This is a genomic window from Stenotrophomonas sp. SMYL89 (assembly GCF_036319985.1).
GTDB classification, from domain to species: Bacteria; Pseudomonadota; Gammaproteobacteria; order Xanthomonadales; family Xanthomonadaceae; genus Stenotrophomonas; species Stenotrophomonas maltophilia_Q.
This window is the reverse complement of sequence record NZ_JAWIRW010000003.1, coordinates 185,292-199,612: the sequence shown is the minus strand read 5'-3', so window position 1 is coordinate 199,612 and position 14,321 is coordinate 185,292. Positions and strand designations below refer to the sequence as shown.

The window sequence follows — 14,321 nt, the reverse complement described above, 5'->3', positions numbered from 1 at the left end:
GGAGGAACCATGGAAGTGCCGATCCGTGACTGTGCATGTGAAGCCCTTCCCGCAGGCTTCACGCGGTGCTGAATGGATGCGCCAGCGGTCACGTGATCGGCGTGCCATCGATCACGTCATGGAGGTTGGCGCTACGTGGCGCTGGTGCCGACCCGATCTGCCTGGCATGAGAAACAGCCGTGTGCCGCGTTGTGCAGCTGGACGAAGGCCACCGCTGGATCGGCGAAGATCGTGTCCAGCTGCGTGGCAACCTCGGTGCCGGCGCAGACCTGCGCACTGCGCATCAGCGCTGCGCTGTCGTAGGCACGCAGCGAGATCATGCGGCGCTGCACATAAGGTGGCACCTCCCCGGCAGGCAGTACGCAACGGGTCACGCCGCGCTGCACGAAGATCGGGCCGGAGGCGCGATACGGCGAGTGCAACGGCAGGTGCACGTGGGACAGCAGGAGCAGTTCGCTGCCGCAGGGAGGATCGCTCAGGCTGATCCGGCAGGGGTGTCCTCCTGAATCGCCCGCCCAGCGACGCTGGATTCCCAGTGCAGCGAGCGCGTTGTCACTCATCTCGAACAGGGGCAGGAAGGGGCGGTGGTCGATGCCACCGAGGTACCACGCGTGCATGGGCGTCTCCTGGGTTGTGCGCGGATTCTGCGCATGCGCCGGTCGTCCTGCTCGCCGTTTTCAGACCCGGCATCACCCTCGAAGCCGGGGAACGCCACGGGATTCGCGCTGCAAGGCGCTAAGATGCGCGCGCCGCCCCGGCCGACGAGCGCTGCATGTCCCTGGATTTCCGCACCATCACCGTGCTTGGCTTCCTGCTCTGCATCGGCATTGCCGTGGGGTTCTCGCTGCTGCTGGTCGTGCTGCGCGGGCAGCCGGTGCTGCGCCAGTGGACCGCCAGCCTGTGGCTGCTGACCCTGGGCGTGACCCTGCTGGCGCTGCGCCCCTATCTGCCACTGGTGCCGGCCGTGCTGGCCGGCAACGCGGCGATGGCCGGGTGCGCGCTGATGATGCTGCGCGGGGTTGCGCTGCACCTGGAGCAGCCGTTGCCGCTGTGGTGGCCGTTGTTGATGGCGGCCGCGTTCATGGCCTGCATCTTCGCCTTCCTTGTGCTGTGGCCGAACCTGGGCATGCGCCTGCAGGTGTTCAGCGTGTTCGCGCTGGGTGTCGATGGCTGGATTGCATGGCTGCTGCTGCGCCATGCCCCGGCCCAGCAACGCACCAGTTGCCGGTTGGCCGCTGCGGTGTTCCTGGCCCAAGCCAGCCTGTATGCCGTGCGCCTGTTCCTGCCGGTGGCCCCGGATGCCGGCGAGGACATCATGCGCACCGGTTCGCCGATGTTCGCGACCTACATCGCCGGAGTGATGCTGGAACTGGCGCGCTGCTTCGCGATGGTGCTGCTGCTGGTTGAGCGGATGCTGGTCGATCTGCGCCATGCGGCGCGCACCGACGGCCTGACCGGCCTGCTCAACCGCGGTGCGGTGCTGGCCGATGGCCACGCGCGTCTGCAGCGCCTGCGTCGACAGGGGCGGCCGCTGGCGCTGCTGCTGGTGGATGTCGATCACTTCAAGCAGATCAATGACCGCTGGGGCCATCTGGCCGGCGACCAGGTGTTGCGCCACTTTGCAGCGGTGCTGCAGCGCTGTACGCAGGGCCGTGACGCCCTGCTGGGCCGTTACGGCGGCGAGGAGTTCGTGCTGGTGCTGGCCGGCAGCACGCAGGGCGAAGCAATGGCAGGGGCTGCAGCGATCCGTACCGCTCTGCAGCGGTGCCCGGCGCGCCTGGCCACCGGAGCGGTGACGGTCACCGCCAGCATCGGTCTGGCGATGGACGAAGGCCACGGCGACCTGTCCACGCTGCTGGCGGCGGCCGATGCGGCGCTGTACCGGGCCAAGGCCGAGGGCCGCGATCGCCTGGCCTGCGCCGTCCCGGCCGGGAATCCGCCTCTGCCCATCGCCGCCGACGCGCTGCCCGTGTAAGTTGGGTCACATCTTCCGCGGCAGCCCGTCGTGGTCGGCAGGAACGTCCTCCAGGGGAAACACGCACGATGCAAAGACACCACCTCGCGCTGGCCGGAATGCTGGCCAGCCTGATGCTTGCCGGTTGCAACCAAACGTCGTCGGTCGACGCGAAGGGCAGCACCGACGCGCCCAACCGCCGCTTCGGCACGATCGGCTTCCAGCCCTGCACCTTGTCCACCGTCGGCGCCAGCGCCAACGTGGAAGCCCAGTGCGCCACCCTGCAGGTGCCGGAGGATCGCGCCCATCCCGAAGGCCGCAGCATCGGCCTGCGCATCGCCTGGCTGGAATCCGGCGACGGCAGCAGCCAGCCCGATCCGGTGTTCTTCCTGGCCGGCGGCCCCGGCCAGGCCGCCAGCGAGGTGGCCGTCGTTGTCGATACCGCCCTGCGCCAGGTGCGCAAGCAGCGCGACGTGTTCCTGATCGACCAGCGCGGCACCGGCGGCTCCAACCCGCTCAGCTGCCTGGGCGCCGACGGCAAGGAACTGCAGCTGGACGAAGACGCCGCGCCCACCGAAGCGGTGATGCGCGACTTCGCCACGCAGTGCCTGGCCTCGCTGAAAGGCCGTGCCGATCCGCGCTTCTACACCACCACCGAAGCCATTGCCGATCTGGACGCCGTGCGCCAGGCGCTGGGCGCTGAAAAGATCAATCTGGTCGGGGGTTCCTATGGCACCCGCGTGGCCCAGCGCTATGCCATGGCCTACCCGCAGCACACCCGCAGCATCGTGATCGATGGCGTGGTGCCCAACGATCTGGTGGTGGGTGGCGAGTTCGCCAGGACCTTCGACAACGCCATCACCCTGCAGTCGGCGCAGTGCCGCAAGGATGCCGCCTGCAGCAAGCGCTTCCCGGTGGATACCCGTGAACAGCTGCGCAGCGTGGCCGACACCCTGCGCCGCACGCCGGTGACGGTCGATTACCGCGACCCCGGTACGAACGCGCCGCGCCAGGACGTGCTTTCGCCGGACAGCGTGGTGGGCCTGGCGTTCGCCTTCTCCTACGTGCCCGAGTACTCCTCGCTGCTGCCGCTGGTGCTGGATGAAGCCGCACAGGGCCGCTACGTACCGCTTGCCTCGCTGGTGCGTGGCGCCACCCGCAGCATGGATTTCCAGATCAATCGCGGCATGCAGTGGTCGGTGATCTGCAGCGAAGACGCGCCGCGCTACCAGGCCCCGCCTGAAAGCGATGACGCGCTGTTCGGTGCCGAAGCAGCGCGCGCGTTCTTCGCTGCCTGCCCGGTGTGGCCTCACCAGCCGGCGCCGGCCGCCAGCACCGCAGCGCTGAAGGGCGATCTGCCCGTGTTGCTGCTCTCCGGTGAACTGGACCCGGTCACCCCGCCGCGCTACGCCGAGCAGGTGCTCAAGGGCCTGCCCAACGGCCGAGCGCTGGTTGCCCGTGGGCAGGGCCACGGCACGCTCAACGCCGGCTGCATGCCGCGCCTGCTTGGCCAGTTCATCGACACCACCCAGGCCAAGGCGCTCGATGCCAGCTGCCTGGACACGCTGAGCTACGTGCCGGCGTTCACCTCGTTCAACGGATGGACCCCATGATCGTCGCCGACAACCTGCACAAGGCCTTCGATACCCGCACCGGCCGCATCCAGGCCGTGGCCAACGTCGGCTTCCGCGCCGCCGATGGCCAGATCACCGGCCTGCTGGGCCCCAATGGTGCCGGCAAGACCACCACCATGCGCATGCTGTACACGCTGATGACGCCCGACCAGGGCAGCATCAGCGTCGACGGCATCGATGCGGCACGCAATCCGGTGGACGTCCGCCGCCACCTGGGGGTGCTGCCCGATGCGCGCGGCGTGTACAAGCGCCTGACCGCACGCGAGAACATCGCCTACTTCGGCGAACTGCATGGCCTCTCGGCCCAGCACATCCGCGAACGCATCGAAGTGCTGTCGCATGCACTGGACATGGGCGACATCCTGGATCGCCAGACCGACGGCTTCTCGCAGGGCCAGCGCACCAAGACCGCCATCGCCCGTGCACTGGTGCACGACCCGCGCAACGTCATCCTCGACGAACCCACCAACGGCCTGGACGTGATGACCACCCGCGCGCTGCGCCGGTTCCTGCTGGGGCTGCGCGAAGAAGGCCGCTGCGTGATCCTGTCCAGCCACATCATGCAGGAGGTGGGTGCACTGTGCGACCACATCGTGATCATTGCCAAGGGCACGGTGATGGCCGCCGGCAGCGCCGATGAACTGCGCGCGCAGTCCGGTGAAGCCAATCTGGAGGATGCGTTCGTGAAACTGATCGGCAGCGAAGAGGGCCTGCACGCATGAGCATGATGTCGACCCTGATGACGGTGATGCGCAAGGAGCTGCGTGACCTGTCGCGCGATCGCCGCACGCTGGCGCTGACCCTGCTGTTCGGGCCGCTGCTGTACCCGCTGCTGATCCTGGGCATGGGCAAGCTGTCCGAAAGCCGCGTGCGCACGCAGATCGAGCAGCCGCTGCAGATTCCCACCATCGGTGCCGAGCACGCGCCGAACCTGGTGCGCTTCCTGGCCGCGCAGGGCCTGAATGCCGCTGCGGCGCCGAAGGATCTGGCCGAGGCCATCCGCTCGCAGGACATCGACGTGGCGCTGCGCATCAGCCCGGACTTCGGCAAGGACTGGGCCGATGGCAAGCCGGCGCTGGTAGAGGTGATCCGCGACAGCACGCGGCGTGCCGCCGAGGTACCAACCGCACGCCTGCAGGCGGCGTTGGCCACCTACAACGGGCAGGTGGGAGCGCTGCGGCTGATGGCACGGGGCATCGACGCCCAGGTAGCGCGACCGCTGGACGTGGCCAGCCAGGACATGGCCAGTGCCGAAGCCAAGCGTGGCCTGATGCTGTCGGCGCTGCTGCCGATCCTGCTGACCCTCACCTCGTTCCTCGGCGGCGCCTACCTGGTGATGGACACCACCGCCGGCGAGCGTGAGCGTCAGTCGCTGGAGCCGCTGCTGGCCACGCCTGGATCGCGTAGCGCCATTGTCAGTGGCAAGATCGCCGCCGCCTGCATGGTTGGCTTCGCCTCGCTGCTGTTGACCCTGGCCGCGTTCAAGGTGAGCGCGCAGATTGCACCGGGCAACATCGGCCGCCAGCTCAACATGAACATCGTCGCCATGGTGCAGATGCTGCTGGTGATGTTGCCGATGCTGCTGATCGGCACCTCGCTGCTGACGTTCCTGGCCGCAGCCGCCAAGAGCATGAAGGAAGCGCAGAGCCATATGACCTGGTTGATGCTGCTGCCGATGCTGCCGGGCTATGCGCTGATTGCCTACCCGGTGAAGAGCCAGCCGTGGCAGTACGCAGTACCGTTCCTGTCGCAGAACCAGATGTTGCTGAAGGTGATCCGCCACGAGACCATCACCCCCTCGGTGTGGGCGATCTACCTCGGCGCCAGCCTCGGCCTGGCCGCCGTGCTGTGGTTCGCCGCCGTGCGCCGCTACCACAACGAACGCCTGGCGATCTCCGGTTGACCACCTGGTAGCGCCGGGCCATGCCCGGCGGATTTCGAACGAGGCCCGGTCATTCCGGGCTTCGTTGTTTTCAGGACCGCGTTGCCTGCCAAGTGGCGAAACGCTGGGCGATCACCGGCGCCAATCGCAAGTGCAGACAGCGGGAGTGTTGGACACCTCACCCCTCCCCATACCGCGCAGGCGTCACCCCCATCTCGCGCTTGAACACGGCGATGAAGGCGCTGGGCGTGTCGTACCCCATCGACAGCGCAACACCGATCACCGGATCACCTGCCAGCAGGCGTGGCAGCGCCAGCAGCACACGCAGTCGCTGTCGCCACTGGCCCAGCGTCATGCCGGTCTCGGCCAGCCAGTGGCGGGCCAGGCTGCGGCCCGACAGGCCACTGCTGGCGGCCCAGGCCTCGACGGTGCGGTTGTCGTGCGGCGCGCGAGCCAGCGCGGCGGCGATCTGGCGCAGGCGCCGGTCACGCGGTTGTGGCAGGGCCAGCGGCAGCGGCGTGCTGGCGGCAATCTCATCGGCGATCACGCCGGCCAGGCGTGCCTGCGCAGCATCCAGTGGCGCATGGGGCCATTGCAGCGCCCGCGCCGTCGCCGCCTGCAGCAGCGCGCTGGGCTGGAAAATACGTGGTATCGCTGGTAGTTCCACGCAGGCCGCAGCGCTGAAGTACAGGCTCCAGCCATCGAACTCCTCTGCCTCCGCCAGTGCGTGGGGCAGCGAGGGCGGTATCCATGCGACGTGCCCCGCAGGAAGCAGCCACTGCAGATCCCCCGCTTCGATGCGCAGCACGCCGTGGTGGGCACCCAGCAGCTGGCCGCGCACATGCCGGTGGCGTGCTGTACGGCGTCGTCCGGTTGCGCGCAGTTGCGACGACAGCACCGCGGGACCATCGCCGGCGTCCGCCAGGGTGGGATCGATCAACGCGATGAATGTCTGATCTACCATATCCATTGGCAGTTATACGGCAGAAACGCCAGCCGGCGGGCGCCACACTGGGCTCCGATCCCACAGGAGCATCCTCCATGCAGCCACACGACATCCTCCCCGACCATCAGAACGACGTGCAGGTGAACGGCGTGACCGTGCGCAAGGGCAGTGTCGGGGCTTTCCTCGCCAGCGTCCGCGACTGGCAGGATCCTGCCGGCGATCCCGCCACCCGGGCCACGGCCGAAGCGGATCTGCGTGCGCTGCTGCCGGGCCTGCATGCGCTGGGCCTGTTCCAGGTGCTGACAGCGCGCGATCCGGCACTGCAACACCTGATCGATGGAGCGGCCTGACACGGACAAGGCCCGGACATGCCGGGCCTTGATCCATTGTCGCCGGGCGTGGCCCGGCGCTACCTCGACGTGCCTCAGTTGTTGCCCGGCGCGAACACCAGCGTACGGCGGGTGGTCACCGGCGCGCTGACCGGCTCGAAGCGCCAACGCTTGACCGCGTTCAGGGCTTCACGGTCGAACACGCGTCCCGGCGTCGCGCGCAGCACGCGAGCATTCACCACCGAGCCATCGGTGCCGACGGTGATCTCCACCAGCACTTCGCCGGAGGTTCCCGAACGCAGGGCTTCGCCCGGATAGCGCGGCGCCGGTGTGCTGACCGGGCGCAGGGTGGGCGCTGCCGGTGCGGCGGCCTGGCGTGCGGCGCTGGCCTGCTGGGCGGCAGCCTGCTGCTGCTTCTGCTCAGCCTCGCGGCGGGCGGCGGCCTGGCGCTCGGCTTCCTGGCGCTCGTTGTCGCGGCGCGCGGCATCCTGCTGCGCGGCAATCTGCTTGGCGGCGTCGGCTTCCTTGGCGCGCTGCTCGCTCAGGCGCTGCTGCTCAGTCTGCTGCTTGCTGCGGTCCTCGGCATCCTTCTTGGCCTTCTCGGCTTCCGCTTCGGTGCGCTTGGCTGCGTTCTGCACGCCCTTGGCCAGGCCGTCCTTCAGGCGCGGCAGGGCCGGCGCGGAGGCATCCACCTTCTCGATCAGTGCCACCAGGCGCTGCGCTTCGGTGTAGTCCTCGCGGCTCAGGTGTTGCTCGGCGGCGATCAGGGTGTACGGCAGCAGGTCGGTCAGTGCGCTCTTCACCGAGGCGTCGTCCGGCGTCTTGTCACGCAGGGCGAGGTAGTACTCGATGGCGTTGTCGCCGGCCGGTGCATACATGCGGTTCTCGCGCAGCGCCTGGCTGGCCGACTCGCGCAGCTGCTCGGTGCCCATGGACTGCACCTTGGCAGCAACCGCCGGTGCGGCGGGTGCGGCAGCGGCAGGCGCCGTGGCGGCAGCAGGCGCTGCGGATTCTTCCTTGCCCGAGCAGGCGGCCAGTGCCAGTGCCAGGGCAACCGGCAGCCACCGGCGCGCGGCGGTGATCGTTGAGACGTGCGACATCCTGCTCCCCTCTAGAAGACGACGTGACGTAAATCATTGATATGCATGGCCGGGACCTGCGGTCCGGGCGCGGCAGGGTGACGTTTCCCGACGCCACCGCCGGCAACGGCGAGGGTGCAATCTAGCATCCCGGCCACTGCCGCGTACAAGGGGCAGGGGCCGGGAAGGGGCAGCGGCGAAGGGCCGCTGCCGGTTGCCGCATCAGTGGTCGTGCGACTTGTCGTGGGGCTTGCTGTGGCTGTTTGACATCAGCTTGTCGGTCCAGGCGATGCCGATCGCCGACAGGATGAACACGCAGTGGATGATGGTCTGCCACAGCACGCCATCCTGGGTCAGCATCGAGCAGCGGGCGACACCGATGTTGGCAGCGGCGACGCTCATCTGCTCCGGCGTGCACAGCGGGATGCCGCCCAGCGCACCGCTGGCGATGAAGGTCTTCAGCAGGTGGATCGAGGAGATGCCGATGATCGCCATCGCCAGCTTCACCTTGAGCACGCTGGCGTTGACGTGGCTCAGCCATTCCGGCTGGTCCGGGTGGCCTTCCAGGCGCAGGCGCGAGACGAAGGTCTCGTAGCCGCCGACGATCACCATCACCAGCAGGTTGGAGATCATCACCACGTCGATCAGGCCCAGCACGATCAGCATGATCTGCTGCTCGCCCATCGACACCGAGTGCGAGATCAGGTGCCACAGTTCCTTGCCGAACAGGAACACGTAGACGCACTGCGCCACGATCAGGCCCAGGTACAGCGGCAGCTGCAGCCAGCGCGAGGCGAAGATCAGCGTGGACAAGGGGGAGAGCGGCGGGCGGTTTGCACTCATGCGAGGGATGCTGCGTTGCGGGGGAGAGGCGAGGTTACCGGCCCGCCATGACGGTGCCAAGCCAACTCACGCACTAGACTTCAGGTTCCTTTCCGCACCCCGAGCCGCCGCCATGATCGACCTGTATTACTGGCCCACCCCGAACGGCCACAAAGTGACCCTGCTGCTGGAAGAAGCCGGCCTGGAGTACCGCATCCACCCGGTCAACATCGGCTCGGGCGACCAGTTCAAGCCGGAATTCCTCGCGATCTCGCCGAACAACAAGATGCCGGCCATCGTCGACCAGGCCCCGGCCGATGGCGGTGCTCCCCAGAGCGTGTTCGAGTCTGGCGCGATCCTGCTGTACCTGGCCGAGAAGACCGGCCGCTTCCTGCCCAGCGACCCCCGCGGCCGCGTCACCACCCTGGAGTGGCTGTTCTGGCAGATGGCCGGCCTGGGCCCGATGAGTGGCCAGATGGGCCACTTCAACGTGTACGCGCCGGAAAAGATCCCGTATGCCATCGAGCGCTACGACAACGAAGTGCGTCGCCTGCACGGAGTGATGGACAAGCGCCTGGCCCAGCACGCGTTCCTGGCCGGCGACGCGTACACCATCGCTGACATGGCCAGCTACCCGTGGATCGGCGCCTACGACAAGCTGCCGGTGGATTTCACCGCGTTCCCGAACCTCAAGCGCTGGCATGAAACCATTGCCGCACGCCCGGCCACCCAGCGTGCCTATGCCCTGCGCCAGCAGGTGAACCCGAACGCCGGCAAGCCGCTCAGCGACGAGGAGCGCAAGCACCTGTTCGGCCAGCGCTGACCGCCTCGGGGTCGGATCCCTTTGCAGCGCAAAGGGCTCTGACCCCAGCACCCGGCCATGGGCAGAAGGTCATGCTGCCTTCCCGCACAGGCTTGGTTAGGATGGGGGACGACCGCTCCGCGTCCATCGCGGGGGCGGACCTGCCGTTTGCCGGGATCCTCCATGCGCCACCTGTTCGCTTCGCTCGCCCTCATGCTCGCCACCACAACCGCCGCCCACGCTGAAAAGCTGACCCTGGAAGCCATCACCGGCCCGCTGCCGCTGTCCGGCCCGACCCTGATGAAGCCCAAGGTGGCGCCGGACGGATCGCAGGTCAGCTTCCTGCGCGGCAAGGACAGCGACCGCAACCAGCTGGACCTGTGGACCTACGACATCGGCAGTGGCCAGACCCGGCTGCTGGTCGATTCCAAGGTGGTGCTGCCCGGCACCGAGACCCTCAGTGATGAGGAAAAGGCGCGCCGCGAGCGCCAGCGCATCGCCGCGATGACCGGCATCGTCGATTACCAGTGGTCGCCGGACGCGCAGCGCCTGCTGTTCCCGCTGGGCGGCGAGCTGTACCTGTACGACCTCAAGCAGCAGGGTCAGGCGGCGGTACGCCAGCTGACCCACGGTGAAGGTTTCGCCACCGATGCCAAGCTGTCGCCCAAGGGCGGCTTCGTCAGCTTCATCCGCGGCCGCAACCTGTGGGTGATCGATCTGGCCAGCGACAAGCAGCTGCAGCTGACCCGCGACGGCAGCACCACTATCGGCAACGGCGTGGCCGAATTCGTCGCCGACGAGGAAATGGACCGCCACACCGGATACTGGTGGGCGCCGGATGATTCTGCGATCGCCTTTGCCCGCATCGACGAATCGCCGGTACCGGTGCAGAAGCGCTACGAGGTCTATGCCGACCGCACTGATGTGATTGAACAGCGTTACCCGGCCGCCGGCGATGCCAACGTGCGCGTGCAGCTGGGCGTGATCGCACCGGCCGCCGATGCGCAGCCGCGCTGGGTCGACCTCGGCAAGGAACAGGACATCTACCTGGCCCGCGTCGACTGGCGCGATGCGCAGCACCTGAGTTTCCAGCGCCAGTCGCGTGACCAGAAGCAGCTGGACCTGGTGGAAGTGGCGCTCGATTCCAACCGCCAGCGCGTGCTCGCCCACGAGACCAGCCCGACCTGGGTGCCGCTGCACAACAGCCTGCGCTTCCTCGACGACGGCAGCGTGCTGTGGTCGTCCGAACGCACCGGCTTCCAGCACCTGTACCGCATCGACAGCAAGGGCAAGGCCACTGCACTGACCCACGGCAACTGGCCGGTGGACGAACTGCTGGCAGTCGATGAGAAGGCCGGCAAGGCCTACTTCCGCGCTGGCATCGAAACCTCGCGCGAAAGCCAGATCTACGCAGTGTCGCTGCAGGGCGGCGAGCCGCAGCGCCTGTCGAAGGCGCCGGGCATGCACAGCGCCAGCTTTGCGCGCAACGCCAGCGTCTACGTCGACAGCTGGTCCAACAGCAGCACGCCGCCGCAGATCGAACTGTTCCGCGCCAACGGCGAGAAGATCGCCACGCTGGTCGAGAACGACCTGACCGATCCCAAGCACCCGTATGCGCGCTACCGCGATGCGCAGCGCCCGGTCGAGTTCGGCACGTTGATGGCTGCCGACGGCAAGACCCCGTTGAACTACAGCCTGATCAAGCCGGCCGGCTTCGATCCGTCCAAGCGCTACCCGGTGGCGGTGTATGTCTACGGCGGCCCGGCCAGCCAGACCGTCACCGACAGCTGGCCCGGCCGCGGCGACCATCTGTTCAACCAGTACCTGGCCCAGCAGGGCTACGTGGTGTTCTCGCTGGACAACCGTGGCACCCCGCGCCGTGGCCGCGACTTCGGCGGTGCGCTGTACGGCAAGCAGGGTACGGTGGAAGTGACCGACCAGCTGCGTGGCGTGGCCTGGCTGAAGCAGCAGCCATGGGTGGACCCGGCGCGCATCGGCGTGCAGGGCTGGTCGAATGGCGGCTACATGACCCTGATGCTGCTGGCCAAGGCCTCCGACAGCTACGCCTGTGGCGTGGCCGGTGCGCCGGTGACCGACTGGGGCCTGTACGACAGCCACTACACCGAGCGCTACATGGACCTGCCGGCGCGCAATGAAGCCGGCTACCGCGAAGCGCGCGTGCTGACCCATATCGATGGCCTGCGTTCGCCGCTGCTGCTGATCCACGGCATGGCGGACGACAACGTACTGTTCACCAATTCGACCAGCCTGATGAGCGCGCTGCAGAAGCGTGCCCAGCCGTTCGAACTGATGACCTACCCGGGTGCCAAGCATGGCCTGTCCGGCGCCGATGCACTGCATCGCTACCGCGTGGCCGAAGCCTTCCTGGGACGTTGCCTGAAACCCTGATCCAGCACGGGAAGGAGCCCGCCGATGACCCAGCCACCGCCGATTCCCGGCCATGACCCGGCATCCGCCGGTTGGTGGTGCCGCCACTGGCGCTGGGCCATGCCGTTGGTGGTGGTGCTGGTGCTGGGTGGGGCAGGGGGTGTGGTGACCTGGAGCGTGCTGCGCTGGAGCGAGGCGGCACGCGAGAGCCCGCCGATGCGCGAGGCGCTGCGGCGCGCCGGTTGCAGTATCGAACTGGTGGAAGCGTTCGGTGAGCCGCTGAACATCGAGTCGATGCCGCTGGGCAGCATGCAGACCGCGATCAACGGCCAGCGTGATGTCGGCCTGACCGTGGCCCTGGAAGGACCGCACGCGCATGGGCGGTTGTTCGTGCAGGGCACCCGTCGCGATGACGTGTGGGACTACCCGGTGATGTACGTGCTGGGCGAGGACAAGCAGACCTTCGACCTGACGGCGCTGGATGATGATGAGGCTGCACGCGAGTGCGAACTGCAGGCCTGCCGCGATCGCGGCGAATGCCCGCTGACCGCCGCGTTGTGACCTCCGGCCGATTGTCGCCATCGCCGTGAGCGCGTAGGGTGCGGGCAACCCTGTCCTGGAGTGCACCATGAAGCCGATCGCGTTGGCTGTTGCCCTGGCGCTGAGCGCCGCACCGCTGCTGTCCGCACCGCCGGCGCTGGCGGCACCCGCCGCCAAGGCCGCTACCCCGGCCAGCCCGGCCTGGGTCGCCCGCAGCAATGCGCTGGCGCAGATCCTGCTGGATGCGCAGGGCCCGTTCCAGCCGGAGGAAACCGGCTTCTTCGGCGTGCCCGGCTATGACGACAAGGTGGCCGACCTCGGCCCGGACAACGCCAAGCGCTACCGCGCTGCCATGGCCAAGGCACGCGACGAACTGAAAGCAAAGCTGGCCGCCGAAAAGGATCCCAACGTCCGCCAGGACCTGGAGATCATGATCCACGCCGCCAACCAGAACATCGAAGGCAGCGAGCTCAACGAGAAGTACCTGCTGCCGTGGAGCGACGCACCGCAGACCGTGTTCAGCGGCCTCAACCTGCTGCTGTCCGACCAGGTGCCGGCCGAGCGCCGGGCCAAGGCGATCGATCGCCTCAAAGCCTATGCCGGCCTGCAGCCGGGTGGCACCGCCTTCACCACGCTGGCCCGCCAGCGCTACGAAGAGCGGCTGAAGGACGGCAGCCTGCTGCAGCCGACGAAGATCGAAGTGCAGCAGTCGCTGGACAACGTCGAGACCTACGTCACCGGCATCGAGTCGCTGCTGAAGAAGTACCAGATCGCCGGCGCCGACGAGGCGATGAAGACCCTGGCCGGGCAGATGAAGGACTACGCCGCCTGGACGCGCAGGGAGGTGCTGCCGAAAGCACGTGCCGACGCACGCCTGCCGGCGCCGCTGTACGCCTACCAGCTCAAGCAGGTCGGCATCGACATCGACCCGAAGCTGCTGATGCAGCGCGCGCAGCTGGAGTTCATGGAAACCCGCTCGGCGATGCAGCAGCTGGCACCGCTGGTGGTGAAGGACAAGGGCCTGAAGGTGGCTGATCCGAGCGACCCGGTGGCGGTGATCCGGGCGCTGAAGGCCGACAAGATCGCCGACGATCACCTGGAAGGCCACTACCGCAAGGTGATCGATGCGATCGATCCGCTGATCCGTGAACACGCCATCGTCGACGTACCCAAGCGCGCCATGCAGATGCGCCTGGGCTCGGCCGCCGAGAGCGCGGCCAGCCCGGCGCCGCACTTCCTGCCGGCCCCGCTGGTCAACAACACCGGGCAGCAGGGCACCTTCGTGCTGCCGCTGGGCAACCCGGCCGCGGGCCCGGGCGCGCAGTACGACGACTTCAACTTCGGTGCGGCGGCATGGACGCTGAGCGCGCACGAAGGCCGCCCGGGGCACGAGCTGCAGTTCACCGCAATGGTCGAGCGCGGCGTGTCGCTGGCGCGCACCATGTTCGCGTTCAATTCGGTGAACGTGGAAGGCTGGGCGCTGTATGCCGAAGCCGAGATGGTGCCGTACGAGCCGCTGGACGGGCAGATGATCGCCCTGCAGTTCCGCCTGCTGCGCGCTGCGCGCGCGATGCTCGACCCGATGCTCAACCTCGGCCTGACCGACCGTGCCAACGGCGAGCGCGTGCTGATGGAGCAGGTCGGCCTGTCCAAGGCGATGGCCACCCAGGAACTGGACCGCTACATGGTGCGCATGCCGGGCCAGGCCGGCAGCTACTTCTACGGCTATACCCGCATCCTGGAACTGCGCATGCAGACCGAGCTGGCGCTGGGCGCGAAGTTCGACCGCCTGGCGTTCAACAACTTCCTGCTCGACCAGGGCCTGCTGCCGCCGGACCAGCTGGCTGACGCAGTGAACAAGGTGTTCGTGCCGAAGTACAAGCGCTGAATCCCACCCGGTAGTGCCGGCCGCTGGCCGGCAACCGGTGTGGGTAGATGCCGACCT

13 protein-coding genes are annotated in these 14,321 nt (G+C 67.9%); 9 read left to right on the top strand and 4 right to left on the bottom strand.

Annotated elements, in window-relative coordinates:
- Window positions 1-131 precede the first annotated feature (131 nt).
- Window positions 132-617: a DUF1203 domain-containing protein gene (locus V3B41_RS05385; RefSeq protein WP_049427198.1), complete on the bottom strand. Its 486-nt coding sequence runs from the start codon at window positions 615-617 to the stop codon at window positions 132-134.
- A gap of 155 nt (window positions 618-772) precedes the next feature.
- On the opposite strand from V3B41_RS05385, the gene V3B41_RS05380 reads away from it, so the two are divergent.
- From V3B41_RS05380 to V3B41_RS05365, 4 genes are all read left to right on the top strand, one after another.
- A complete protein-coding gene (locus V3B41_RS05380; RefSeq protein ID WP_049427197.1) occupies window positions 773-1,975 on the top strand; it encodes a GGDEF domain-containing protein in 1,203 nt (400 codons plus the stop codon).
- A gap of 68 nt (window positions 1,976-2,043) precedes the next feature.
- Window positions 2,044-3,567, top strand: coding sequence for an alpha/beta fold hydrolase (locus tag V3B41_RS05375; protein WP_049427195.1), 1,524 nt, complete (start codon window positions 2,044-2,046; stop codon window positions 3,565-3,567).
- Window positions 3,564-4,310 carry an ATP-binding cassette domain-containing protein gene (locus V3B41_RS05370; RefSeq protein ID WP_197650640.1) on the top strand — a complete coding sequence of 249 codons (747 nt, stop codon included), beginning with the start codon at window positions 3,564-3,566 and terminating at the stop codon, window positions 4,308-4,310. The genes V3B41_RS05375 and V3B41_RS05370 overlap by 4 nt, the downstream gene beginning before the upstream one ends.
- Window positions 4,307-5,491 carry an ABC transporter permease gene (locus V3B41_RS05365; RefSeq protein ID WP_049427189.1) on the top strand — a complete coding sequence of 395 codons (1,185 nt, stop codon included), beginning with the start codon at window positions 4,307-4,309 and terminating at the stop codon, window positions 5,489-5,491. The genes V3B41_RS05370 and V3B41_RS05365 overlap by 4 nt, the downstream gene beginning before the upstream one ends.
- Before the next feature lie 157 nt (window positions 5,492-5,648).
- Here the strand turns inward: V3B41_RS05365 and V3B41_RS05360 are convergent, their stop codons facing one another.
- Entirely contained in the window at window positions 5,649-6,434 is a 786-nt protein-coding gene (locus V3B41_RS05360; protein WP_329860441.1) for a helix-turn-helix transcriptional regulator, read from the bottom strand.
- Between the two features lie 77 nt (window positions 6,435-6,511).
- On the opposite strand from V3B41_RS05360, the gene V3B41_RS05355 reads away from it, so the two are divergent.
- Window positions 6,512-6,766 (top strand): hypothetical protein, encoded by a 255-nt coding sequence (locus tag V3B41_RS05355; protein ID WP_049427185.1) that lies wholly within the window; start codon window positions 6,512-6,514, stop codon window positions 6,764-6,766.
- A 74-nt stretch (window positions 6,767-6,840) separates the two neighbouring features.
- Here V3B41_RS05355 and V3B41_RS05350 read toward each other — a convergent pair whose 3' ends face one another.
- Complete coding sequence (locus V3B41_RS05350) at window positions 6,841-7,845, bottom strand: energy transducer TonB (protein ID WP_197619410.1); 1,005 nt, start codon at window positions 7,843-7,845, stop codon at window positions 6,841-6,843.
- A 201-nt stretch (window positions 7,846-8,046) separates the two neighbouring features.
- The gene (locus V3B41_RS05345) at window positions 8,047-8,667 is read right to left on the bottom strand and encodes a TIGR00645 family protein (RefSeq protein WP_049427182.1); all 621 of its coding nucleotides are present in this window, start codon (window positions 8,665-8,667) and stop codon (window positions 8,047-8,049) included.
- Between the two features lie 112 nt (window positions 8,668-8,779).
- Between V3B41_RS05345 and V3B41_RS05340 the strand changes: the two genes are divergently transcribed.
- From V3B41_RS05340 to V3B41_RS05325, 4 genes are all read left to right on the top strand, one after another.
- A complete protein-coding gene (locus V3B41_RS05340; RefSeq protein ID WP_049427180.1) occupies window positions 8,780-9,469 on the top strand; it encodes a glutathione binding-like protein in 690 nt (229 codons plus the stop codon).
- A 162-nt stretch (window positions 9,470-9,631) separates the two neighbouring features.
- Window positions 9,632-11,857: a S9 family peptidase gene (locus tag V3B41_RS05335; protein ID WP_049428575.1), complete on the top strand. Its 2,226-nt coding sequence runs from the start codon at window positions 9,632-9,634 to the stop codon at window positions 11,855-11,857.
- A 24-nt stretch (window positions 11,858-11,881) separates the two neighbouring features.
- Complete coding sequence (locus V3B41_RS05330; RefSeq protein ID WP_049428574.1) at window positions 11,882-12,397, top strand: cytochrome c oxidase assembly factor Coa1 family protein; 516 nt, start codon at window positions 11,882-11,884, stop codon at window positions 12,395-12,397.
- A gap of 67 nt (window positions 12,398-12,464) precedes the next feature.
- Window positions 12,465-14,264 carry a DUF885 family protein gene (locus V3B41_RS05325; protein WP_197619412.1) on the top strand — a complete coding sequence of 600 codons (1,800 nt, stop codon included), beginning with the start codon at window positions 12,465-12,467 and terminating at the stop codon, window positions 14,262-14,264.
- Window positions 14,265-14,321: the final 57 nt, after the last annotated feature.